Raw genomic sequence first — 25,295 nt, forward strand, 5'->3', positions numbered from 1 at the left:
TTCCCCTGTGCCATTAAACATGAAATTACGCTTACTTTTTCTGCCTTTTACCTTACTTTTTTGCCTTGGTTTATCGCGGCCGGTTTCCGGGCAGGCCGATCTGAAAACTGCCGACCGCCTTTACGATGAAATGGCCTTTGCGCAGGCTACTGAAGCATACAAACAGCTGCTTGATAAAAATGAGCCGAGCCTGGAAATTATTCAGCGGATTGCGCATGGCTACCGGTTGATGAATGTGAGTAAGGAAGCCGAATTCTGGTATGCCCAGGTACTTGCTTTTCCGGGGGCAGCCAGCATAAACACTTTCTTTTATGCCGAAGCGGCGCGCCGGAACGGGAATTACGAAAAGGCGAAACAACTTTATCTGCAATACGGCAACCAGGTAAAATCGGACCAGGCCATGGCTATGAAACTGGCTTACGCCTGCGACCAGGCACAATACTGGACCAAAAATCCGCAGCCGGTAGCTTTAACCGCCGAAACGTTCAATTCAACAAATTCGGATTTCAGCCCGGTGTTTTATAAAAACGGCCTGGTGTTCACTTCAGACCGTGGCAAACAGGAAAAAAAAGCAGATAATGAGATTTATGCCTGGACCGGTAAACCGTATCTGCAGCTTTATTATTTAGAAAAAGACAAAGATAAGAACTGGGGGCAGGTGCAGCCGCTCCCGGAGCCTGTGAACAGCACGTACCACAACGGCGCCGCGGTTTTTTCGGCCGATGGGAATACCGTTTTTTATACCCGCACCAACAAAGAGAAATTCAAACTGAAGAAAGTAAATACCGATCCTACCAGCTGGGCTAACCCGCCTATTAAAGATATGCCGGTAAGCCGCCTGGAAATTTACATTTCACAGTTTAAAAATAACGAATGGAGCAAACCCAAAGCGTTTGTTTATAATAAACCACGGGAATATTCAGTGGGGCATCCGGCGCTTTCGCCCGATGGTAATGTGCTTTACTTTGCTTCGGATATGCCGGGCGGATTTGGTGAAACGGATTTGTATTACTGCACCAAAGAAGCCGATGGCAGCTGGAGCAAGCCGGTAAACTGCGGCAATGCCGTAAATTCGGCCGGTAAAGAATGTTTCCCGACGTTTTCCCCGGATGGTACCTTGCATTTCTCTTCGGACGGACATTTGGGCATGGGCGGACTGGATCTGTTTTCGGCAAAAGGCGCTAAAACGAAATGGCAGGCTATCACGAACCTCGAAACCCCTTATAATTCGGGCGGCGACGATTTCGGGATCATTTTTGATCCGGAAGGCAAAGGCGAAACCGGTTATTTTTCTTCGAACCGCGGCAGCGAAAACGGCACCGATAATATTTATTCGTTCAAATCGAGCCGGGTACCTTGTACACTGGCGGGTTTAACCGTTGAGCAGCCGGAAGCCAAACAGGCACAAACCGTTACCAAACCTCTGAGCGGCGTAACGTTGCGCCTTTACCGGGCTGGCGATACATCGGCGCTGGTTTCTTATTCCGATAAAGAAGGCAAGTTCAATTTTCCGATCCAGGGGGGCGTGAAATACATGGTAAAAGGCTCTAAAGAGGGTTATTTAACCAAATCGGTAGAGGTGATGGCCGACTGTAAAAGCGTGCTGGACCTGGCCAAGCTGGCCCTGACGCTGAACAAGAACAAAGTGAACAGCTCTTACATTGTAGAGAATATCTATTACGATCTGGATAAGAGCGAGATCCGGCCGGATGCGGCCCGCGAGCTGGATAAGCTGGTGGTGATGCTGCAGGATAACCCGGAAGTGAAAATTGAGCTCAGTTCGCATACCGATAGCCGCCAGACCGACCATTATAACCAGATGTTGTCGCAGTTGCGGGCCGATGCGGCCGTGAAATATATTATTTCCAGAGGAATTGATTACACACGCATAACGGCCAAAGGCTACGGCGAAAGCCAGTTGCGTAACCGCTGTAAAGACGGGGTGAACTGTTCGGAAGATGAACACCAGCTTAACCGCCGTACTGAATTCAAGCTTATTAAATAGACCTGAGTTTTAGGAGCCAAAAGCATAGCGTTTTTCAGGTCGTTCTGCAGTTTTTCGGCCGGAAACCATACCGTTATCAAAACAAAAGCGCCTGCTATTTTTAATATAGCAGGCGCTTTTGTTTTGATAAATAATTTTACCGTTCGCTGAAATTGATCTCGGTATTGTCGCCAATGTTGAGGCTGTGGCTCAGGCCTTTGAGACTGGAATCGTTGCCGATGATGGAATCGTGCATAACGGTATTGCGGAGTTCGCTGTATTCGCCGATGATGGAATTTTGTAGTACGGTATAGTCTATAATGGTATTCTGGCCGATGGCTACGTTCGGGCCGATCACGGAGTTGGAAATGGTGCAGCCCGGCCCGATGCTTACCGGCGGAATGATGATCGTATTCGGGAATTCGGGCTTTTCGGCCTGCAGGAATTCGGGGCGGTTAAGCAGAATGGCGTTGGTTTGCAGCAGGCTTGATTTGCGGCCGCAATCGTACCAATGGTCCACTTCGCAGGTGCTGATCTTTTCGCCGTGCTCGATCAGGTGGGCGAGCGCATCGGTGAGGTGGTATTCGTGCTGCGTTTTAATACCTTCGTGAATAATATATTCCAGGCTTTGGGCCAGTTTTTCGGGGTGGGCAATTTTATACAAACCTACCAGCGCGTAATTCGATTTGGGGAAACTTGGTTTTTCTACCAGCTTGGTAACAAAGGCATTTTCGTCGGTTTCGATGATGCCGAACAGGGATGGCTGGTTTACTTTTTTTACGCACAGCACCGATTGCGGCGAATCGAGGATCTTCTGCATATCTACGTCTATGATCGCATCGCCGAGCATGATGAGCATACTTTCTTCGTGGCGGAAATTTTCGCGGGCAACCCAAAGGGCATGCCCCAGGCCTTCGCGCGGTTCCTGCACCACAAATTCGGCGCGGATGTTGGGGTAATTCCGCTTTACGTAGGCTTCTACTTTACCGCCCAGGTAGCCGATAATGAAAACAAAATCCTGAATGCCGGCTTGTTGCAGCCTTTCTATAATGTGGCCCAGAATGGTGTTGCCGGCCACCGGGATAAGCGATTTAGGTTGGGTGTGGGTGTGCGGGCGAAGTTTTTTACCGCTGCCAGCCACCGGAATTACAGCCTTCATACAATTCAGGGTTTTACGCAATATAAACAATTAAAATGTGTTTCGATGGTACATTGGCAGGATTTTGCCTTCTTTTAATATGGGGCGGCCGTTGCGCTAACCGGCTTTTACACTTTTCAGACCTTAAACCCTACCGTTTTTTAATAGCTGAAAACCTGCTCCGCAAACTTTAAAATAACTGCAAACCCACAAATCCGTACGTTAAGCGCAGAACGGCGGGCCGGGTACTTTTTTGCCCGAAAACCCTACCGTTTGAGTATATTGCAGAACTAAAATATTCAAATCAACTCAAAAACTATGAAACGATTATTGCTTTACTTTTTTGGCCTGGTGGTGTTGCTTTCGCAGACTTCGTGTGGCTACAACGAAATGGTGCAGAAAGACGAAAATGTGGCCGGAAAATGGGCTAACGTGCAGAACGCTTACCAGCGCCGCGCGGATCTGGTGCCCAACCTGGTGAATACGGTGAAAGGCGCCGCCAACTTTGAAAAGGAAACCCTTACGCAGGTAATCGAGGCCCGGGCCAAAGCTACCAGCATGCAGATAAGCCCGGAAAACTTAACCCCGGAAAACCTGCAGAAATTTCAGGATGCCCAGGCGCAGTTAAGCGGCGCGCTGTCGCGTTTAATGGTAACCGTGGAAAGATACCCGGAACTGAAAGCGAACCAGAACTTCCTGGAATTGCAGGCGCAGCTGGAAGGTACGGAAAACCGCATTTCGGTAGAACGCATGAAATACAACGAGGCCGTGCAGGATTACAATACCTACATCCGTTCGTTCCCGCGTAACATTATAGCCGGCTGGTTCGATTTTGAGCGCAAAACGCCGTTCGCCGCCGATGCCGCCGCCCAGAAAGCGCCAGCGGTTCAATTTTAACTGAATGATTAATGAATAATGATTGATAACCGTTGTTTTTTGAAAGATAGCCAGGTTAAACGCTATGGTTCAAAGCCAGAAAAGTACTTTTGTAATTTTGCTTTTAACGAGTATTAATCATTATTCATTAATCACTATACATTAAAAAAAACATGCGCGACATTATAACCGAAGAGCAGGAAAAGGAAATTGTGGAGGCGATTGCGCAGGCGGAAGCCAATACGTCCGGCGAAATTCGGGTGCATATCGAAAACAATTGTGCGATAGATCCGCTGGACCGGGCCGTGGAGGTTTTTGCGAGCCTGCACATGCACCAGACCAGACTGCGCAACGGCGTATTGTTTTACGTAGCCCTGAAAAGCCATAAATTTGCCGTAATTGGCGATGCCGGCATAAACGCGGCCGTGCCCGATAATTTCTGGGACGAAACCAAAACCACCGTGCTTTCCGAGTTTAAGAACGGGAATTACGGCGCAGGTTTGGTAAAAGGCATTTTAATGGCCGGCGAACAACTCCGCACCTTTTTTCCGCACGATCCCGAAACCGATACCAACGAGCTGCACAACGATGTTTCCTTCGGGAAATAAACCGACCTGCAGTTTTTTACCCGTAACTTCCTTTTTTCAGGCGAAGTTGCCAACAAGTACCTTATGAAAAAGTATTTCCTTTTTTGTTGTTTCCTGTTTCTGGCTTTACTGAGTTTTGCGCAGGATGTAAGCGATATTCCGCCGCGCCCGAACCCGCCCAAACTGGTGAATGACCTGGCTAATATGCTCGATCCGCAGGAAGTGCAGATGCTGGAGCAGAAACTCGTAAGCTACAACGATTCTACTTCCACCCAGATTGCCATTGTAACCGTTACGTCTTTAGGGCCTTATGAAATTGCGGATTTTGCTTACCGCATCGGCGAAACCTGGGGCATCGGCGGCAAAGGCAAGAATAACGGCATCCTGATACTGGTATCGAAAAACGAGCGGAAAGTCAATATTTCTACCGGTTATGGCCTGGAGCACGTGGTGCCCGATGCTTACGCCAAGCGCATTATTGAGCAGATCATAAAACCGGCTTTTGCCCGTGGCGATTTTTATCATGGCCTTAACAGCGCTTCGGACCAGATCATTTTGCTGGCCAGCGGCGAATACAAAGCCGAACCGAAAGAATACGGAAACGGCGGCAGTTCCCCCTTGCTTTTCTGGGTGATCATTGCTATTCTGGTAATTTTCATTCTCTCCCGCATGTTTGGCGGCGGAAAAGGCGGCGGGCGTCGCGGAGGCGGCATGCGTACCCTCATGAATCCGTACGGCGGCTTTGGTACCTTCGGTGATTTCTCTTCCGGACGCGGTCCGTTTGGCGGAGGTGGCGGTTTTGGCGGCTTCGGCGGTGGCAGCTTCGGCGGCGGCGGTGCCAGCGGCGACTGGTAAGATTCTGGGTTGAAACTATTGCTATGCAGAAGCACCGGGAAGATTTTTCCGGTGCTTTTTTTATGCCAACTGCCTTAAATTTTGAGTTGCGGAAGGGCTGATGGCAAAACTTCAGGAAAAGGAAATGGTTTTATTGGTTCCGGAGGGTTTGCGGTGAAAATATAAATGAAGCGCCGGCTGGAAAAAGAAATGCATTCAAAACTTAAAAGATCCTTTTCTATGAAAAAGCTTTTTTTACCAATCACAGGGCTGCTTTTTTCCGGCGCAGTATTGCTGAATTCCTGTAATAATGCAGGTAACCAGGCAGAAACAGATGACAACAATGCTTCCGTTCAATTAGCAGATTCCGGCGAAAAAACGCTGAGTGCCGAAGAATTGGTTACAAAAGGTGAACACCTGGTAACGGTTGGTGTCTGCGACGATTGCCATTCGCCAAAAAAATACAAAAACGGCATGCCCGAACCCGACAAAGACAAGCGTTTATCCGGCCACCCGGCCAACCTGAAACTGCCGGCTTACGATGCCAAAACGGTAAAGAACGGCTGGGTACTAGGCAACGAACATTTTACCGCCTGGGTGGGCCCCTGGGGCACTTCTTTTTCCGCGAATCTTACGCCCGATGCCACCACCGGCATTGGCAACTGGACCGAAGAACAATTTTTCCTGGCTATGCGCGAAGGGAAGTACCATGGCCTGAAAGATGGGCGTATGATCCTGCCGCCTATGCCCTGGCCAAATTTTAAACACTTCACCGACGAAGAGCTTAAAGCAATTTTTACGTACCTGAAATCTGTTCCGGCCGTGAAAAATGCCGTGCCGGCCCCAATTCCGCCAAAAGGGGCCTGAGTTTTTAAGGCTGAAAGGATAGCGTTTTTAGATGCTGGCTGGCTGCTGTATTTGTTCTACTTGTGCTTACCTTCTAAAAATGCCTGTTCACCCGAATGCTTTTTTTTGTGAATAACATTTTATTGCCGGTGGAAACATTTGCTTTATCTTGCGTTATCTTTTGTTTTATCGTGTAGGCAGCAAAACGGTTCTGCATCAAAGCAGCCGATCAGGAGGGTATTTCCGGTAACCTTGAAACAAAGAGAAATTTCGATTGTAGCAGGTACAAACATGCCTGCTCTTTATTTTGAGCAAATGAAACGCATCTTATTTTTAGTTGCCGCAGCTTTGAGTTTTTCGGCAAATGCGCAGACCCAATTCCCGGAGAAATTAAGTATTGGTTTGCAAGCCGGCCGTACTACTGCCAGGGGCCTTCAGGTTGAAGGCCAACAACCCAATACTTTAGAACCGATCCGCACCCACGATCTTTCTAAAGGAGTTTTCCTGCAATACGAGCTGACTGAGAATTTTTATGCGAGAAGTTCATTTAAAAAAGCAGCGCTTAGTTTAGAGCATAATTACCAGCCCTCTTTTTATGAAGGATATACTTACGGAATCGGGCCCGATAACAAACAATTGGAACTGAGTGCTGGCTACCGGAAAAAAATTTACAAAGGACTGCGTTTTACCAGTAGTTTAGGAGCAACTTTTATTGATTTTGAAAGATGGAACTTGCCTGTTCAGAAAGCAAGCAAAGCCGGCCCCTACGATGTAACGGTAAGCGTAGATCAGGTAAAAGAAAGGTCAGTTTTACTGAATGGCGCTATTGGGTTAGAATATAAAACCAGGCGCGATAATGCCTTTTTATTGGAGCTTGCTTATTATAAAGGATTTAGTACGCTCTGGCAGTTCGATTTCCAGATGGACGCGGAAATAGACGAGGCTCCATACCAGATACATTACGAATCTTCTTTAAAAACCAAAGGCGATTACCTGGAACTCCGGCTTGGTTACCGCATGCCGCTGCAGAAATTTGTAAACCTGTATTCGGCCATAAAAAATCCCAAGCCTAAGCCTGATCCTGAGCCGGATTATATGCAGCAAAGCCGGTTTAATGGTAAGTATTGGGGACTGGAAATTGGCGGGCAAAATTTTTACTCTAATCAGGTGCAGGAATTTCCGGATCATACCCTTAGAATGAAACCTTCTCACGTAACGCCCTCTTTAACATATTTCCAGGGCTATCAATTTAAGAACCGACTGATGCTGGAAGGAGGTTTGCGTTTAGGAGCCAGCAGCGTTTCTGTAGATGCCATAGAAACTTTAGGTTTAGGTTCCAGCTGGTCTTTACTAATGCTTACTGCCCCGGTTTCGGTAAAATATGCGTTGCCACTGCTAAAAGATAAAATTCACCTGGTACCGGAAACCGGCTTTTGGATGAGTTATATCCATAAGGTGGCCGAAACAGATTATTATGGTTCTCCTAATACAAGCGGCCCTTATAGTAATATTATATCGCATTTAAAAGGCCTCGGTCAGGATTATAATATTGGCTATCATGGGGGTTTAAGTCTTCTCGGAAGAGTCGGCAAACATTCCGAGCTTGGAATTGGCTACCGTTTTTCGGATAATTTCAGTAACAAGCCTTTTGCTTTACATGAAATCGCTTACGATTATAACGGTGTTCCGCAACCAACCATCGTTTCAACGGCTAGACTGCAAAACGCTGCTGTTACCATTTCCTACCGGAAGTTTTTCAGAAAAAATAACCTATAGAAACAAGGCATTGCCTTCGCTACGTTGCCAACCACGCACCCGACTTTTTCACCCCAAAACCCTACCGTTTTCCAACCAATTTCTAATTCGTAATTTCTAATTTTTAATTATTCGTTACCTTTGGAAATGGCACGTAAAAAACTCTTCCTGCTCGATGCAATGGCCCTTATTTTCCGGGCACACTTTGCGTTCAGCAAAAATCCGCGCATCAATTCCAAAGGCATGAACACGGGCGCCGCGCTCGGTTTTACCAATACGTTGGTAGATGTTCTGAACCGCGAAAAACCCGATCATATTGCCGTTTGCTTCGATGGCCCGGAAAAGACTTTCCGGCACGAAAGTTTTACCGAATACAAAGCTAACCGCCAGGCTATGCCCGAAGATATTGGCGTTGCTATTCCGTACGTGAAAAAGATTGTGGAAGCGTTCAATATTCCCATGATCATTCTGCCGGGTTACGAAGCCGACGACCTCATTGGAACGCTGAGCTGCAAGGCTGAAAAAGCCGGCTACGATGTGTACATGATGACGCCCGATAAGGATTATTACCAGCTCGTTACCGAACACGTTTTTGTTTACAAACCCGCGTTTTTAGGCAATGCCATCGATATTATTGATGTGCCGAAAGTGCTGGAAAAATGGGAGATCTCGAACGTAAAGCAGGTTATCGATATTCTGGGTTTACAGGGCGATGCGGTGGATAATATTCCCGGCATTCCAGGCATTGGCGAGAAGACCGCGAAGACCTTAATTCAGAAATACGGCTCGGTAGAAAACCTGATTGCCAATGCACACGAGCTGAAAGGCAAGCAGCAGGAAAACGTGATTAAATACGCGGAACAGGGCTTAATGTCAAAGGAACTGGCCACGATCCATTTAACCGTTCCGGTAGATTTCGACGAAGAAAAATTTGAATACAACGGCCCCGACGAAGAGAAACTGAAAGCGCTTTTCGATGAACTGGAATTCCGGACCTTAGCCCAACGCATCTTCGGAAACGCTACGGTTGCTACGCCAAAAGCTCCCAAAGCGGCACCGGCAAAACTGGTGAAAGGCCAGAAATCGGACCAGCAAATGTCCATTTTCGATTCGCCGGAAACGGCTGAAATGGAAGTTGGAGAAGATGGAGAAACAGCCCCAACTTTCCGCCGCGACATTACCAATTCCCCCCACGATTACCATTTGATCAACACCCCGGAATTACGAAAAAGCCTGATCAATTATTTGAAGCAGCAAACCGAAATTTCCTGGGATACCGAAACCGACAGCATCGATCCGATCACGGCGCGGCTGGTGGGCATGTCGTTCAGTTATATTCCCAACGAAGCGTATTACGTAGCCATTCCGGAGGACGAAAAAGAAGCGCAAAAAGTAGTAAATGAATTCCGTGAAATTCTGGAAAGCGAAACGATCTTAAAGATCGGGCAGAATATTAAATACGATATCCTGGTGCTGAAACGGTACGGAATTTCGGTGAAAAAGCCCATTTTCGACACCATGATCGCGCATTATTTGCTCGAGCCGGACATGCGCCACAACATGGACCTGCTTTCGGAAACCTACCTGAACTACACACCCATTTCCATTACGGAGCTGATCGGGAAAAAAGGGAAAAAGCAGATCACCATGGCAGAATTAACGCCGGAAGAGATTTCGGATTATGCTTGCGAAGATGCCGATGTAACCTTAAAGCTGAAGCATTATTTCGAGCCGCTGCTGGTGAAAAATAACCTCAAAAAGCTTTTCGACGAAGTGGAAATGCCTTTGATAACGGTACTCGCCGAAGTCGAAAAAGAGGGTATCGCCATCGATTCCAAAGCCATGGCCGAAAGCTCGAAAGAACTGCAAGGCTACATTGCCGAAATTGAAAAACGCATTTACGACATCGCCGGCCAGGAATTCAACATCGGTTCTCCCAAGCAGTTAGGCGAAATTCTGTTTGATAAACTGGGTTTGGGCGGCGCGAAACTGAAGAAAACCAAAACCGGGCAGGCGGCCACCGGCGAAGAAGTGCTTTCCAAGCTGGCAGCCGAACACGAAATCGCGCAGCTGATCCTGGATTACCGGCAACTTTCCAAACTGAAAAGCACGTACATCGATGCGCTGCCGCAACTGGTTTGCAAATTGGATGGCCGCGTGCATACGTCTTTCAACCAGGCGGTGGCTGCTACCGGGCGCTTAAGTTCCACCAACCCGAACCTGCAGAACATTCCGATCCGGACCGATAAAGGCAAAGAGATCAGAAAAGCCTTTGTGCCGCGCGATAAAAACCACGTGCTGCTTTCCGCGGATTATTCCCAAATCGAACTTCGGATCATTGCCCATTTCTCCGGCGATGCTACCATGAAAGAAGCGTTCCGGACCGGTATGGATATTCACACCAGTACGGCCGCCAAAGTGTACCACGTGAAACCTTCGGAAGTTGATCCGGAAATGCGCCGCAAAGCCAAAACCATCAACTTCGGCATCATTTACGGTATCTCGGCTTTCGGTCTGGCCGAACGCCTGAAAATCCCGCGCCGCGAAGCTGCCGATATCATTGAAGCCTATTTCCAGGAATTTCCTGCCATTAAAGAATACATGGATGAAGTGATAAACCAGGCCCGCGAACAGGAATACGTAGAAACCGTTCTAGGCCGCCGCCGGTATTTGCGCGACATCAATTCCCGGAACCAAACCGTGCGCGGGTACGCCGAACGCAACGCCATCAATGCTCCGATTCAGGGCACGGCCGCCGACATTATTAAAATTGCCATGATCAACATCCAGGACTGGCTCGACAAAGAAAAGCTGCAAACCCGCATGATTTTGCAGGTACACGATGAATTGGTATTTGATGTGCCGTTGCCGGAAGTGGAACTTGTAGCCCCCAAAGTGGAAGAACTGATGCGCAACGCCTTGCCGCTGAGCGTACCCATGGAAATCGGCATCGGTACCGGTTCTAACTGGCTCGAAGCGCATTAAAAACGCTATGGTTTTGAGCCTAAAAAGTCAGTAAACAAAAAAGCGAAGGCCTAGACCTTCGCTTTTTAATTCACTGGTATTGCAAAAAAACAGGGTTTCAATTAAAGCGATTCAGAAATGGTTCGTTCTTCAATGGTGCCAATAAAACGGGGTATCGTTATTCTTTTTCCGCATTCATTTCTGGCCGCTAATTAATTCCAAACGCCTTGCGTTTGGTTTTGCGTTCTGCTTTCGTTGTCATGAACACAACCCGAAAGCGTGAGGCACGCGATGCCCGCTAAAGTAAATATTAGGTTTTTCATAAGTTTGTTGGTTTAAGAGCTTGTACATAATTTATAGTAATAAATACGAAATCGCATTTGGCTATAGATCAAACCTGGCTCACTTTTTCCCGCCGTTCACTTCTTAAAATTCGGGTAAATAGTTTTTGCCCTTTATTTGGTACCGTTTTTGGCCGATAAACAGAAAAGCGAAGGCCAGTCTTCTGCTTTTTGAACCGCAACGAACCGCAGTACCAGCTAAAAGCCGCATAATTGTACTTAATGTTTCCAGGTGGAAGTAAACGTATAGGTCGCGCCGCTGCTATCTGTAACCTCCTGGCTAAGCCTTAAAGAATTGGCAGATATTTCCTCTATTTTGTAGGTTATGGAAGAAGAAGCACCGGTGGCTGTCGTGGTCAGTTCCGTGTCGTTGTTTCCCAAACTCCAGGTTCCGGTGCCATAAACCTGCGGGGAGGCCGGGTTGCATTTGGTAGCGCCTTCTTCTTCCGAATACGTTTTATCGGTTTTGTAAATTGTAATATCGTCCAGGTTGCAGGGTTTAATAAATTGCGTAAGATCGGTTTCAGGGGTACCATCGCCATTAAAATCGCGGGCTGGATTTACGGTAGACGACGAAATCTGCCAGGCTCCTGAAGTCAGCAACTGCGTTCTGTTTAGGTTTGCCTCTTCATCTTCATCATCGCAGGCCGCAAAAAGAAATACACAGGCAACTGTCAGCAAACGGAAAGTGTTTTTCATAATATTTTTTAAGAAACCGGTTGAAAATGCATTCACAACGAATGTTCTTGATTAAGAACAAGGTTGCTAAAAGAATGTTTGTTCGCTGTTTTGCGCGGAGTTAAGCAGTACAGTTGGCTTGCTTTTTAACGTTCCCGCTAATTTTTACTAATAGAAAACGCTATGGAATCAGGCCTTAAAAGTCAGAAAACGCTATGTTTTTCATCTTGAAAACTGCATAGTTCAAAACGCTATGGTTTTCCGCCTGAAAAGTAGAGATGGCCTACCGGAGCGTTTCTGTACGAACGGCACATTTGCCATCAATTCAACTGAAAAACCCTATACTTTTCACCTTGAAAACAGCCCGGTTCAAAACGCTATGGTTTCAGCTTGAAAAAGTAGGGACATAAAAAAAGCCCCGGCAATTTGCCGGGGCTTTTCAATTTTAATTCAGAATCAGGTTATTCCACGATCAGTTTATTGATCTGTACGCCTTTTTCGGAAACTACTTTGAGCAGGTAAGTACCGGCTGCCAGGTTTTTCACCTGCACTTTGGTAATTTCCTGGCCCGCTTTCACGTTTTCCTTGGCGATCAGCTGACCAGTCAGCGAATAAAGCTCTAAAGCAGCATCCTGCTTGTAGCCAACCAGCTTCACGTTGAATTTACCCTTGCTTGGGTTCGGGTAAACGCTCACGCTCATGCCTGCCATTGCTCCTTTTATACCCGTGTTGGTAATGTTTACCACGGCGGAAGTATCAGAAGTACAACCGTTGGCATTGGTTACCACAACAGTATAGTTACCGTTGGCAGTAGTCTGGTAGGTCTGAGCTGTTGCGCCTGTAATGGCCGTACCATTCAGCAACCATTGGTTGCCCGTAGCTTCAGAAGAAGTCAGCTCCTGGCCCGAGTTACCGCCTTGGGTAATGGTTGGCGTAGCCGGTTTCGGATTTACGGTTACCGCAGTTACGGTAGAAGTGTCGGTACAGCCAGAAGCGTTTGATACTACCAATCTGTAATTACCGGCAGCTTTGGCGTTCAGGTTAGCCGCAGTCGCGCCGGTTACAGCTGTTCCGTTCAGTAACCACTGGTAAGTTACCCCGGTAGTGGTGGTTGCACCCGTCAGTATTACTGAGTCGCCGGCGCAGATACTGGTAGTGCCGCTGGCAGAAATAGTAGGTTTGGCTGGTACAGGCGATAAAGTTACCGTAATAGCCGGCGATGGAGCGCTGGTAGCTATTCCCAAAGTTGCAACAGCTGTGTAACTGCCGGCGGCATTTGCCGTGTAGGTAGAGGCCGTAGCACCGGTAATGGCAACGTTATTATTTAACCATTGATACGTAACACCTGTCGTAGGAGAAGCAGCTGTTAAAACTACTGAGCTACCAGGGCAGAAAGTAGTAGGACCGCCGGCTGTAATCGTTGGAGTAGTCGGTAGCTCATAAATCATAACATCATCAAAAGCAAAGCCTTCTTCTTCGGTATATAAGTCCGAAGCGAAAGCAATGCGTAAACGCACGTTCGCCTGGCCGCCAAGACCGGTTAAAGCGTGTGACGCTGTAACCCAACCACCGCTGCTGGCCGTGGCCGTGCCGGACCAGCCAATAAAGTTGCCGTTAAGCGAAGCTGGCTGATTGCCCGGATTTGCATCAATGCTGTCGGCATTATACCAGTTGTTCGGATCCCCGAATGCCCCTACAGTCTGCCAGGTTGTGCCACCATCAATAGAAGATTGCAATATGGCACCATCCCAGTCTGTTTCAACGCTCCACCAGGCTTTCATCGAAATTCCGGGGTTGGTTAAGCCGGTAAAATTGAAGCATGGGCTGGTTACGGCAGAACTTTCATAAGCATTATGTTTGCCGGTAAGGTTGGTAACCCACGAGTTCGTGCCGGAAGCTGCCGAATTAATAATGGTAGCGGCCGGAGTGCCTAAAGCCCAGGAAGAATTTCTGCCGCCTGCTGTCCAGCCACCGTTACCGCCATCAAAATTCTGGGTGTAAGGGAAGGAAGCTATCACCGGTGCAGATTGAATGGTAGTTACTACAGAATCGTTATACGCCAGAGCATCGCCGGAAAGCGTGGTAACTGCTGACAAGGTATAAGTTCCGGTAGCGGACAGGTTAGCCGTTGTAGGGAAAGTAAAGCTAACCGAAGCGCCGGAAGCCACCGGACCCGGTACAATACCCGTTACCGGCGTGCCATTGTTCAATCTATAACGAACCGGGATATTGGTCTGCGAAGCTGTTCCCGAATTGAAAACGGTAATGGTTACGTTTTGCTGGGCAGTTAAGCTGCAACCGGAAACCGGTGCCGAAATAGCAGTTACTCCTACATCGTTGGCTGGTAAAGTAAATTCATACGCGCCCGGGTCCGGGGTGGTGGTATTACGGGTTACTCCGGTAATATCGGTGGTAACAGTAGTTAAAGGCTGGCCGGTATTATTCAGCGCATAGGCTGTTGGTTGCAGATTGCCGGTGGCTGCGTTTACGAAATGCGGGTTCACAGAAACGCTGTTTACATCAAATGGAGTAGTAGCATTTGCTGCTTGCCAGGCCGCCAGCGTAGCGTAAGTAGTACCATCGTAAATGCCTATGGTGCCTTTCGGTACCCACAGGTTATTGTTGTTGCTTTGAATAACAGATGCAGTCGTGTTGAAGAATAATGCCCGCTGGTCAGCAAAAGGGCTGCCGGTGTTTATTGCAATATTATTGTTAATGAACTTGATGTTGGTAGCAGCAGTGGTTTGATGAAAACCGCGGGAAATACCGGTGCTGGCTGCATTATTAAAATAAACTGTATTATGGTAATAATAAGCCCCATCGCTGCCGGTATTGTGTAAGCCGTAAGCAGCGCCGGTATTGTTGAAATTGTAGATCAGGTTGTTCTTGATAATATTCTCTGAACCAGCCGCCGCATCGCTGCCGGTGGTAAAAATACCATAAGCAATACCCGTAAGCGAAGTTGCTCCGCCGTGCGTATTATGAATGCGGTTATTTTCTACAGTCACACCAGTCGAGTTATCGCCCATGTAAACGCCGTAGAAGGTGGTAACGGTAGCTCTTGCCGGCCGGCTGATATTGTTGCTGCGAATTACCGTGTTATTAGCCTGATCCAGTTCAATGCCCGTACCGTAGAAATTCTGAATGGTGTTGTTAATGATCTGGTTGCCGCCGGCGCCTGGCGTTGCCGCCGAAGCGTTGCCATTCACGTGAATACCTTTATGGCCTCCAGAGATGGTGTTGCCGGTTATCAGGTTGTTGTTGCCATTGTTGCCGTTGGAAGTTACAGCGGTGGTAGAGTTCGAAAATACAATGCCAACGGAATTTGATTCTGTTGTGCTGGTAGAACCAATAGTAATGGTATTGTTGCTGATCGTGTTATTATCGGCACCGTTTATAAAATGAATTCCCCAGCCAAAATCTGTAGTTCCTGTTCCGGTAGTTACAATGTTAAAATTGTTCAGGGTTAAGTAGTCAGCGCCGTCCAGTTTAAACATGGCACGGGTAGCAGAAACCGGATTTGCAGAAACGGTATTGCCGTTGCCGTTAAAAGTAACGGTATTGGTTGCGCTGGCGCCTGAAATTTCCGGAATTACTACCTGCTCGGCGTAAGGGCCGCTGCCGGTAACCACATCGAACGTTACCGGTCCGCCAACGCCGCATGCAAGCGAACTGAGGGCATTGGCAAACGTCTGGAAGTTGGTAGCGCTGGCCGGTGCGTTTTTATTAATTGTAAAATTACCGGTTATCAGGGCCGGCGAAGTTACCGACACAGAAGTAGAATAGGCCGTCTGACCGCTGCAGGTAACGGCTGCCCGGTAGTAATGCGTGCCCGCAGTTTGCGAAGTGGTGGTAGAAGGCGAGGTAGAAGCTGCTCCAACAGGTGCCCAGCCGGTAGTACCGTTAGCGGAAGTTTCCCACTGAATGGTCAGGCCGGAGCCGAAGGTTAAACCCGTTACGTTCAGGTTAAAGCTGGAGCCGGCGCAAATGGTGCTCACGCTGCTGGTAGCGGTGCCGGAAGTTGGGGGTGCCGTACAAGGAAACGCCGGAATAATGGCTAACCGCAGGTTGGGTAAATTGCTGTTGCGGGCCGCAGTAGTTGGGGCGGTGCCGCTAACCTGCGAAGCATTGGCATCGGTAGTAGCAGTGTAAAACCAATCAATGGAGCCTGTTGGGGTTCCAGGGCGGTAAAATTCTACGAAAATTTCCAGGTTGCTGGTTCCGTCCCACACAAATGGCGTTTGCAGCGTTATCTCGTTCCAGCCGGTTCCGGTCATAAAGGAATAAGCGGTGGAAGTAAATACCTGCGTGGCGCCGGTAATTTCGGTTGCGTAAGTAATGGGGGAGGCAGCGTGTTGGGTAAAGGAAACCGGCTTTATAGAAACCGTTAAAGCGATATCATTTGTTGTATATTCACCAGTTCCGCCTTTTTGCCAGGCTAATTTGGTGATTGTTCCGGGCATGCCGCCCGCGGCCAGAATATTGGCTGCAGAATAGATGGCAATGTTCTTGGAATACTTGTTTGTGGTTGTGCTGGTACTAAAGATAGAAGCAGTTGTGCTCGATGTCGTACCAGTGCCAACTATTACCTGTTGCTGGGCTTGAGCTTGCTGCATAAAACTTGCCCAACCCACGGTTAGTAGCAGGAGCAATAATTTGCTAAGCGATAGAAGTTTGTTCATTTTGTTTTGGATAAGTGATAAAAGAAGATTGATGATGAACCCGTTCGCGGAAATGGAGCACTTCCTTGTCAGAAGTTCATTCGTAGTAAAGTTCCGGTAAACCCCGGCGTATCGGAGCGTAACTGAAGCTGCTGCGCGGTTGAGATTGCAGGCAGGCTTGGTAAAAAGAAAACCTGAATAAAGTTTCCTGGGCAGGGTTATGAATGATCTGAATTTAACGGGGTGTTAGTTTTGTAAAACAACCAGCTTTTCTTTAAACCTGTAATCAGCTTTATTTTTAGCTGCTGGTCCGCTCGCTGAAAAGTGACTGTTCCCAAACGCGTAATTTCCCGGGGCATATGCCCGTAAAAATAAGGGTGTAACTATGTTTCCATACTTGTTTAGGGTTGGTTAACAGGACGCTGCAAATGCAAGTTGTGTTATCAGATTTATCTTGTTAATTCTTTTGAAAATCTTATAACAAGCCTCCAAATATATTAAATAATCTTAATTAATCAATTTGCAACCAGGTAAGTGGCCTTTATGGTAAGCCAGGCCATATTTTTATTTTTCTTTAAACCCTTTTTGGGGGAAAGACGCTACCCTTTAAACCCAAAAAAGTCGCCCCGTTAAGAGCGACTTTTTAAAGGTAAAACTATACCGTTTTTTTGCAGCTTACGGGAAAAGCACCGCGTTGTAAGCGTTCACATTCACGGTCGGAATTTTGGCGTTGTATTTCGTATTGATCACTTTAATGAATTCGTTGGCTACCAATGCATAACCGCGCGGGGTCAGGTGTACGCCATCGAGGCTGAACAGGTTGCCGGAAATAAAAGCAGGGGTATAATTTACAGTGTTAACCACCAGAACAGCCTTGCCATCAACCGGTTGAATGGATTGGAAGAAGGCATTCACATCGAAAATAGCCAGGTTATTAGCATTGGCGGCCGAAATAATAATGTTGTTAAAAGCAATAGTAGCATCTTTAATTTCGCCTACTTCAGCCTTATCAAGCACTTCGGCATCGGTCAGGGCGTTAGCCGGGTGAAAACCGTGCGGAATAGTATTACCACCCACGTTGTCAGGGCGGCCAATCGCTGCCTGGGTGGTCAGCAAGATCAGGTCGTTGCTGTCAGCTTCTCTTACGCCGGTGTCAGTGGTGATATATAAAGGGGCATTGTTGGCTGCAGCCCGAACCAATGGCACGGTAACAGTAGTGAAGAACGGAATTAGGGTAACATTCGGAATAGTTGCTACCACACCTTTTGCGCCATTTTTAACCAGATTGGTGATCATGCTGTTATACACGGCATTAAAGGTCGGCTGATCGGTTATGCCCGAAAATGGGTTGGCCGGACTAGCTACCCCGCCGGAAGTAGCATAGGTCAGTACGTCGATATTGCCCAGCCAGCAGGTAAAAAATGTTGGGTTCGACTCGCCAATAACCTGCTGATAGCTTTTTGTTCCTACCTCGTTTGGCTCCAGTAAGCGTTCAAAATAAGGGTTTATGGCGCCAAACAAAGGAGTTGCGCTGCCTTTTACCGACATGCCCGGCACCCCCAGGTTATTTACCGGATCGGTGTATTTTGTAAGCGCCTTTCCGCCCGGCAAAGCAGGTGTATTAGGCCGTTCCGCATCGGCAGGAATTCTGGTAATTATTGGTGAACCACCTGCGGTAAAACCGGTAAGTTTCAGGTAGCCGGAGCCGTTTTTCTGGTCTTCCGAAAATAAAGGCTGCGTAAATTCTCCGCCGCCAGCCAGCTTAAATTGCCCGGCCAGAATATTAGGGAAAGAATTCAACTGACTTTCCCGGTACAAACCGCCGTCGCCAAAGCCCGCTGTTAAAGAGTTGCCAATAGCTACGTACCGCGTAAAATCGGCGTCGCCTTTGCTAATTTCCGGGGCGTCAATTTCCGGGTCGCAGGCCGTTAAAAAAGCTGCGGCTGCCAAAACGGCTAATCCTGAGGTTTTAAAGTATTTTTTCATGGTTTTCTGCTGCAATTAAAATTTGTAACTAACGGCCAGGCCCGGAATATAAACGTTGGTTTTATACGTGCCGCCAATGCCGCCGGAAAGGTTGGAAAGATCGGTACGTTCTTCTTTGCTGATGTAAAGGAACGAGGCATCTATCTGGAAATTTTCGCTGATCGCGTAACCCAATCCACCGGAAATTCCGATCGCGTTCGCATCCGGCGTTTCCGGGGTTAAATAACCCTCCTGCACCGGCGTATTATCGTAGTAGCCGCCGGCGCGCAAGGCAAACGCATCGGTAACTTTATATTCGGCACCTAAACGGTAAATAAAAACATCTTCGTAATTACGCGCGCTTTCGGTAAACGTGCTGCCGTTCACGGCTGCACCGTAATCAAAGCGCAGTTTGTCGTAAGCACTCCAGTTCACCCGCTGCACATCAACCGCAATGGTCAGGTCTTCGGAGGGCATAAAGCCTAAACCCAGCGTAATGTTGCTTGGCAGGGGCAGGGTTGCTTCAAAACTGGTGTTGGGAAAACGCGAAGCCAGCGAAGAAGCCACCCGGAAAGTGGCATCGCCGTCGTCAACCTTCATTTCTACTTTAGAACGGTAGGTTAAACCCACCGAAAACTTATCGGAAGGCTTGAAATAGATACCGGCATTATAACCCCAGCCGCTGGCGTTACCGTCCAGTTCGGCGTGGCCGTCGTTGCCCTGCTGGTCCTGCACCGGAATGCTGCGCTGCAGATTTACCCCGCCGGTACTGTAAACCACGCCGGCCCCGATCCCGATCTTATCGCCGATTTTATAACTAACCGTAGGCTGAATAAAAATGGCCTGCAGGCTCAGTTCATTCAAGCCATAACGCCCTATCCATTCTTCGCCCCATTTCACGCTGCTGCCGAAAGGCGTGTACACGCCCAGGCCGAACCTGAGGTTGCTTTCTTCTTTGCCAAAAACGCCGTAAGCCGCGAAAGGCGTACCGGTAGGATTATCGCTTTTGGCGGTGGTGTTGCCGGGCGCCGTTTCCAGGTAGGCAATTTTAGAAATAATGGCGCTGGCGCCCAGCTGAAAGCCGTTTTGCCGCAGATGGCTCATGGCGCCAGGGTTAAAAAATACGCTGGCCTCGTCTAATGCCAGGCCGGTGCCGGTGTGGCCCATGCCTATTTGTTTCTGCCCCTGCAGGTTTACCTGGAAACCGCCGGCCTGCACCATACCCGAAAGCAAAGCACAACCCAGAAAGGTGAGTAATTTTCGTTTCATAGTTAAGAATAATGATAAAGTAGTCCGCTAAATGTATAAAACTATTTCTGCATTTCCATATGCTTTCCCTGAATTTATGCTGCTTGCCGATGTTTATTTTTTTCATGGAAGAATTGAAAACGCTATGATTTCGGCGCAAAAAAGTATGCGGCCTGATTGCAACTGTTTCTTTATGACTTTCCCAAATAAAAAACGCTATGGTTTCAGCCATCAAAACTCCACGAAATCTCAAAATCCTTTAAATCCGCGATCAAAAACGCTATCATTTTCACCTGAAAAACTCGGCCAAAAAAAAGGAATTTCCGTTAAGCGAATGCTATGCAAAACGAACATCAATACGACGTAATGATCATTGGCGGCGGACCGGCTGGTTTGAGCGCAGCCATGGTTTTAGGCCGCTGCCGCCGCAAAGTAATTCTCTTCGATACCCACAAACAACGCAACCGCTTTTCCGATGCCATGAACGGTTTTATTACCCGCGACGGCATTAAACCTTCGAAATTCATAGAGATTGCCCGCGAAGAACTGGCCGCATACGACGTGGTTTTACGCGCCTGCGCCATTAAAAAAGTGCATCACATTAAAGGCGGTTTTGAGGCCGAAGACGAAGACGGCGAAAAATTCTGGTCGAAGAAACTGCTGCTGGCCACCGGGTTAAAAGACCGCGTGCCCGAAATTCCCGGCATTGAAGAAATGTACGGCAAAAGCGTGCACCATTGCCCGTATTGCGATGGCTGGGAAAGCCGCGACAAATCGCTGGCGGCTTACGGCAAAAACCGCAACGGCGTAGGCCTGGCTTTATCGTTGAAAAGCTGGAGCCCGTACGTAACGCTTTTCACCGACGGCACCAATAAACTTACCAGCGCCGATATTGCCCAGCTGCAGCGCAACGGCATTTCCCTGAACACGAAAAAGATCACCAAGCTGGAGGGGGAAGGAGCCCAATTGCAGCAAATTGTTTTAGCCGACGGCACTTCCGAAAAATGCGAAGCGATGTTCTTCAGTACCGGCACCGAGCAGCAATGCGAACTGGGCGTAATGCTGGGTTGTGAGTTTACCCACCGGGGCGTAGTGAAAACCCGCAAACTGCAGAAAACCAACGTGAAAGGCCTCTTTGTAGCCGGCGATGCCGCCCGCGATGTGCAGCTCGTAATTGTGGCCGCCGCCGAAGGAACCAAAGCCGCCGTAGCCATCAACATGGAGCTTCAGGAAGAAAGCCGGAAGTAAAAACGGTAGGGTTTGAAGGGTAAAAAGTCTTAGTTGAAATACAATTTGAACTGGTAAACGATCTCGCCATACGAGGCCGTGGCCACGTAATAGCTGGCGGTTTTGTCCAGGATGCGGTATTTATACTGGTCGCCTTTCCGGCTGAACTTCCCTTTGTTGGGGTCAGTGCTTTCCTGGAAGGTTAAAACGAATTCGCAGTTGTCTTTGGGTTTAAAATCGAGCCGGGAAACGTGTTTGGCTTTGCCCACGGTTTCCTGCCAGGTGCCACCCGATAAAGCCACCCGGGTGGTATCGCCGTTTCCTTCTATGTAAAATAACTGGCGGTGGCCGGTAAGTTGCTGACAAACATCGTTCGTTAATTTGGTTTCCGGGTTGGTTTTAAGCAACACCCAGTCGCCTTTTACCGGCTTTAGGCGGTCGAGCATGCTTACGTATGCGGCGCAGCTCTTTTGCAGTTCAATATCCAGGTTGCGGGCCAGTTCCAGTTTTTCGGCTTCATCTTCGGCCCTGACAAAAGATTTTTCCAGCACCTTGGTAAAGCACCGCTTAAACTTCACCGAATCTACACCGGTTTCGGTTTCCAGGCAGTTGCAATAGCTTTTGCTCACATTCCTGCTTTGCCCGGAGGCTGCCTGCATCAGGAAGCAAAAAAGGAAAAGCAGAAATGCATTTTTCATAAAGAAGATGGATTTGGGATCTATATGCAAATGAGGCTTTAAATATAAGAATTGGCAAAGGCTTTTATGAAAATGACCGATGCTTTTTGTTGGCATGCCTTCAGGTTTATGGCCCTGAAAAACGCTATGTTTTCAGGGCCGAAAAGTATAGCCGGCTACAATTTACATGGAGCTGTTGCAGAAACCAGGCTTTACTTTTTGCCTTCCAGTTCATAAGTTACGCCGTCCACGGTTTTGGTTTGCTTTTCAATCTGCTTATCGAGCACGATCTTCAGGCCGGAATTGGTTTGCTCAATTTCCATAATGGCTTCGCTGGCGGTAGGGTCCTGAAATTTGGCTTCAAAAAGCTGCGTGGTATCCTGCGGGCCGGCCAACATAAACTTGTAATGGAATTTTTCGGTGCCGGTCAGCCACATTTCGTAAACCAGGTTTTTGCCTTTCACTTCGGTAATTACCTCGCTGCGTACCCGGTCGGTTTTTTCCAGGGCATCGCAGCTGCTGAAATAAAAGGCAAGACCAAAGAATACGAGGAACAGGCGAAGGTTTTTCATTTGTATAGGTTTAGGTTGAAAAGGTAAATTACCTATTCTTCGCCTAATTTCATAATTACTGATTTTTCAGTTACGGGTGCAGTATTTATTGCCGGTAAACTCTGAATCGGGAGGTTTTGCTTTTGGTTTGGATAGTCAATAAATATAGCCCGGCGCGCAATTTATCCAGGTTTTCTATCTGGTTATCAGTAGCAGATCCTTTTATAAGTTCCTGCCCGGTTACGTTTGAAAGGGTGTAATTAAAAGGGCCTTCAACACCTTCAACCGAAAGCATGTCTTTAAAAGGATTCGGGTAAAGGGATAAAGATGGGCTATTTGTTTCCTTTATTCCAAAATAGCGGAAGATATCGCCGTAACTGCCCACAAATTCAACCGTGCAATCATAATACACTTTAAACTTCCAGAACCGCCTGTTAATGCAACCGCTCGGGCAATCTCCCCAGCCAAGAGAATAGGTCAATTCCACGTGATCGGCATAAATGGAATCCTGAATATTATTGCCGTCGCCGGCATAGCTGTTTGGTACTGCATATTGTACGCCGTTAAGGGTTTCAAACATATTGCTCAAAGCGCGAATATTGTAATTGCTGCCAGATTTTAAAACAACGATCGGGTTGAAGATCGTGAATGTCCGGTCAAAAGTTAGCTGGTATTGGGTTATCAGATGATCAACGTAAGCATCCCCGGTATTCATGTTCCCAAGCTGAAGTTGTTGCATCCAGGGTAAATTACCATAGGCAGAGATCACGATAGAATTCATTACCGGGCTCGGGAAAGTATGAATATTCAGAAGCGAAACCACCGTATCGCGGGCGGCCAAGTTTGCATTATAAACCGCAAGCAGCGCATGCAATACCGTGTCTGCATGGGTTGCCGGTATGGCTACCGAATCCTTTTCAGGCAGATTATTTGCCTGTATCTTTCTTAAAGCCAGCCGGCTGGCATCTTCGTGGTACAAGCCAATAATGCTATCGGGCGCCGAACAAGTAGAAGAAACCGTTTGTGCCTGTGCAAAAGTTGTCACGAAAAAAAGCAGGAAGATGAGTAGCGCTTTGATCATTGCATTATTTTTTTTGTCTTGAAAAGGTGTGATTTTCAGGAATGTACGCACCTGTTTACAGGACGTATAGACAATGCTTATCCGTTGCTTGCGCAATCAAAAAAATAATAAAAACGCTATGGTTTTGGCCCGGAAAACTCAAAATTGCACTTAAGCTTTCTCCAGACCGGTATTCCTTCGTTGTGCGTAGAATAAATTCGTAATGCATAGAATGAAGCGAAGCGTTTCTATGCACTTTCGGAAGACCAATCTCGCCGCAGGTTTACGCTCATCGGGAGGTTGGCTTACCGGTAATGCGTAAAGCGCTGTGCTAACTTTACGCATTACCGTAGCTTTTTTTAATTTGATATTTATAATCCCTGCCAGGCGGTTTTTAACTTCCGTGCTTTATATTTTATTCATTAATAGTTACTTCCTCAAGAAATTCACGCAACAAACTATTAAATTCCGCAGGTTTTTCAAGCATCGGATAATGGCCTGTTCCCTTTATAGTTTTGTAATTATAGTCCTTAAAATATTTTCGGTTGCTCTCAAAATTGGTTGGGCTTGCGTCAGAATTAATTGCCCTTACCGGAATATCTACAAGGGCAGCTATTTTGCGGATATCCATTTCATATAGAGGTTTAAGCGCATTTATAGCTAGTTCAGCATCATTCTGAAGGAATTCGTTTTGAAGTTGCTGTTTTATAAGGGCAGGCGTTTCTTCTGCAAAAAGGTATTGCGGCAGCATATTTTCTACTGCAGATTTGAAATCTTCACGATAATGACTAAACATAAGCGCTTCTGCCTGCTCCGGGGTAAAATCCTGGTCTAAGTCTTTTAACGTGTCCACCAGAATAATAGCTTTTACTTTAGGCAGATCCGTAAATGCTTCGAGCACATACGCTCCCGACATAGAATGACCAACAAGTATGATTTCGGAAGCGTTAATCTGATTTATAACGGCTTTTATATCATCGGCATATTGTTCACTTGTCCAATTTTTTCTTGTTTTATCTGATTTGCCATGACCACCAAGATCAATTTGAACAATGTTGTATTTTTCTTTTAAAAAAGCTTCCTGATCATTCCACCAGTTTAGGTTGCCGAGCCAACCGTGTACAAAGACAATACAGGTGTTTCCGTTTCCTGTTTCTTTATAATGAATGTTTACCTTGTCAGTAGATAAAATACTTTTCTCCATCTATTTATTTTCTTTATTAATTGCTTGAATATAAATTTTGATTGTCGGTTTTAAAAAAGGTAACGTCTGGGCTAACAAACGTTTTAATGGTTTTTAGCTTTGGTTACCAATTGTTATTCTTTGGACGCTTGAAGTTTAATTTAAGTTGTTAATCTTTTGTTTAATTGAGTTACAAATTAACAGTCCAATTGTAAAGGTTGTAATCGCTGTGCAAACCAAAAATGCAATGATTGGCGGTATTAAGTATAACCAGAAGTTTTTACCATCATTATCCAAAATAGTCAATAAGATAAAAACCGACCAGATTATTGAATTTACAATTAGTGAGAATTTGAAGGAGGATTTTAAAAGTGTTTTTTGATTCTCAAGGTCAACTGCGGCTGAATATCCTGCAAGTCCAAGTGCTATCAGAAATGATATTATCAGACCTACAACAGCTTTGCCATAAACCGCAAACAAAGACATTGTTGCAAGTCCTTCACCTGTCAGCATTGCAGGTATAGAAAAAAATAAGAAAATGGTAATTAGGCCTAAAGGTGTACCAATTAAATAAGAAGATAATATTCCCTTTCGTCTCAAGCTCATTTCTTTTTTGTTCCTATTAATGGTTACAATTATACCTAACGGCTAGTATAAAAAGCGTGTGAGGCCGTCGGCCGAATAATGATTTTTATACCTTGTTGGCGTGTGTTTTTCTAT

19 protein-coding genes are annotated in these 25,295 nt (G+C 47.0%); 9 read left to right on the top strand and 10 right to left on the bottom strand.

Going from position 1 to position 25,295, the window contains the following annotated elements:
• Positions 1–19: 19 nt before the first annotated feature.
• Positions 20–2,005 carry an OmpA family protein gene (locus tag I5M27_RS11905; protein WP_200506437.1) on the top strand — a complete coding sequence of 662 codons (1,986 nt, stop codon included), beginning with the start codon at positions 20–22 and terminating at the stop codon, positions 2,003–2,005.
• Between the two features lie 136 nt (positions 2,006–2,141).
• Here I5M27_RS11905 and I5M27_RS11910 read toward each other — a convergent pair whose 3' ends face one another.
• Positions 2,142–3,143, bottom strand: coding sequence for a sugar phosphate nucleotidyltransferase (locus tag I5M27_RS11910; RefSeq protein ID WP_200506438.1), 1,002 nt, complete (start codon positions 3,141–3,143; stop codon positions 2,142–2,144).
• 297 nt (positions 3,144–3,440) lie between these two features.
• Here I5M27_RS11910 and I5M27_RS11915 point away from each other — a divergent pair, with 297 nt between their 5' ends.
• The 6 genes from I5M27_RS11915 (at position 3,441) to polA (ending at position 11,005) form a co-directional block, all read left to right on the top strand.
• Positions 3,441–4,019, top strand: coding sequence for a LemA family protein (locus I5M27_RS11915; RefSeq protein WP_200506439.1), 579 nt, complete (start codon positions 3,441–3,443; stop codon positions 4,017–4,019).
• A gap of 152 nt (positions 4,020–4,171) precedes the next feature.
• Positions 4,172–4,606 (top strand): TPM domain-containing protein, encoded by a 435-nt coding sequence (locus I5M27_RS11920; protein WP_200506440.1) that lies wholly within the window; start codon positions 4,172–4,174, stop codon positions 4,604–4,606.
• 63 nt (positions 4,607–4,669) lie between these two features.
• Positions 4,670–5,440 carry a TPM domain-containing protein gene (locus I5M27_RS11925; protein ID WP_200506441.1) on the top strand — a complete coding sequence of 257 codons (771 nt, stop codon included), beginning with the start codon at positions 4,670–4,672 and terminating at the stop codon, positions 5,438–5,440.
• Positions 5,441–5,659: 219 nt separating this feature from the next.
• Positions 5,660–6,286, top strand: a complete 627-nt coding sequence (locus I5M27_RS11930; RefSeq protein WP_200506442.1) for a c-type cytochrome — start codon at positions 5,660–5,662, stop codon at positions 6,284–6,286.
• A 294-nt stretch (positions 6,287–6,580) separates the two neighbouring features.
• Entirely contained in the window at positions 6,581–8,041 is a 1,461-nt protein-coding gene (locus tag I5M27_RS11935; RefSeq protein WP_200506443.1) for a hypothetical protein, read from the top strand.
• Between the two features lie 126 nt (positions 8,042–8,167).
• Positions 8,168–11,005: a DNA polymerase I gene (gene polA, locus I5M27_RS11940; protein WP_200506444.1), complete on the top strand. Its 2,838-nt coding sequence runs from the start codon at positions 8,168–8,170 to the stop codon at positions 11,003–11,005.
• A 539-nt stretch (positions 11,006–11,544) separates the two neighbouring features.
• Here polA and I5M27_RS11945 read toward each other — a convergent pair.
• The 4 genes from I5M27_RS11945 to I5M27_RS11960 form a co-directional block, all read right to left on the bottom strand.
• Positions 11,545–12,024, bottom strand: a complete 480-nt coding sequence (locus I5M27_RS11945; RefSeq protein WP_200506445.1) for a DUF5004 domain-containing protein — start codon at positions 12,022–12,024, stop codon at positions 11,545–11,547.
• A gap of 440 nt (positions 12,025–12,464) precedes the next feature.
• Positions 12,465–16,685 (bottom strand): T9SS type A sorting domain-containing protein, encoded by a 4,221-nt coding sequence (locus I5M27_RS11950; RefSeq protein ID WP_200506446.1) that lies wholly within the window; start codon positions 16,683–16,685, stop codon positions 12,465–12,467.
• A gap of 654 nt (positions 16,686–17,339) precedes the next feature.
• Complete coding sequence (locus I5M27_RS11955) at positions 17,340–18,650, bottom strand: SGNH/GDSL hydrolase family protein (protein ID WP_200506447.1); 1,311 nt, start codon at positions 18,648–18,650, stop codon at positions 17,340–17,342.
• Between the two features lie 15 nt (positions 18,651–18,665).
• Complete coding sequence (locus I5M27_RS11960; protein ID WP_200506448.1) at positions 18,666–19,898, bottom strand: OmpP1/FadL family transporter; 1,233 nt, start codon at positions 19,896–19,898, stop codon at positions 18,666–18,668.
• A 31-nt stretch (positions 19,899–19,929) separates the two neighbouring features.
• Here I5M27_RS11960 and I5M27_RS11965 point away from each other — a divergent pair, with 31 nt between their 5' ends.
• On the top strand, positions 19,930–20,244 hold the full coding sequence (locus tag I5M27_RS11965) for a hypothetical protein (protein ID WP_200506449.1): 315 nt from the start codon (positions 19,930–19,932) through the stop codon (positions 20,242–20,244).
• Entirely contained in the window at positions 20,217–21,125 is a 909-nt protein-coding gene (locus I5M27_RS11970; protein WP_200506450.1) for an NAD(P)/FAD-dependent oxidoreductase, read from the top strand. Before I5M27_RS11965 ends, I5M27_RS11970 begins: the two co-directional genes overlap by 28 nt.
• 29 nt (positions 21,126–21,154) lie before the next feature.
• Here I5M27_RS11970 and I5M27_RS11975 read toward each other — a convergent pair whose 3' ends face one another.
• The 5 genes from I5M27_RS11975 to I5M27_RS11995 all read right to left on the bottom strand — a co-directional run bounded on the left by I5M27_RS11975 (position 21,155) and on the right by I5M27_RS11995 (position 25,181).
• Positions 21,155–21,802, bottom strand: a complete 648-nt coding sequence (locus tag I5M27_RS11975; RefSeq protein WP_200506451.1) for a hypothetical protein — start codon at positions 21,800–21,802, stop codon at positions 21,155–21,157.
• A 191-nt stretch (positions 21,803–21,993) separates the two neighbouring features.
• Positions 21,994–22,353, bottom strand: a complete 360-nt coding sequence (locus tag I5M27_RS11980; RefSeq protein ID WP_200506452.1) for a hypothetical protein — start codon at positions 22,351–22,353, stop codon at positions 21,994–21,996.
• 85 nt (positions 22,354–22,438) lie between these two features.
• The gene (locus tag I5M27_RS11985) at positions 22,439–23,413 is read right to left on the bottom strand and encodes a T9SS type A sorting domain-containing protein (RefSeq protein WP_200506453.1); all 975 of its coding nucleotides are present in this window, start codon (positions 23,411–23,413) and stop codon (positions 22,439–22,441) included.
• A 394-nt stretch (positions 23,414–23,807) separates the two neighbouring features.
• Positions 23,808–24,596, bottom strand: coding sequence for an alpha/beta fold hydrolase (locus tag I5M27_RS11990; RefSeq protein ID WP_200506454.1), 789 nt, complete (start codon positions 24,594–24,596; stop codon positions 23,808–23,810).
• 135 nt (positions 24,597–24,731) lie between these two features.
• On the bottom strand, positions 24,732–25,181 hold the full coding sequence (locus I5M27_RS11995; protein ID WP_200506455.1) for a hypothetical protein: 450 nt from the start codon (positions 25,179–25,181) through the stop codon (positions 24,732–24,734).
• Positions 25,182–25,295: the final 114 nt, after the last annotated feature.

Origin of the sequence: Adhaeribacter terrigena (assembly GCF_016623615.1) — a bacterium.
Taxonomy (GTDB): Bacteria; Bacteroidota; Bacteroidia; order Cytophagales; family Hymenobacteraceae; genus Adhaeribacter_A; species Adhaeribacter_A terrigena.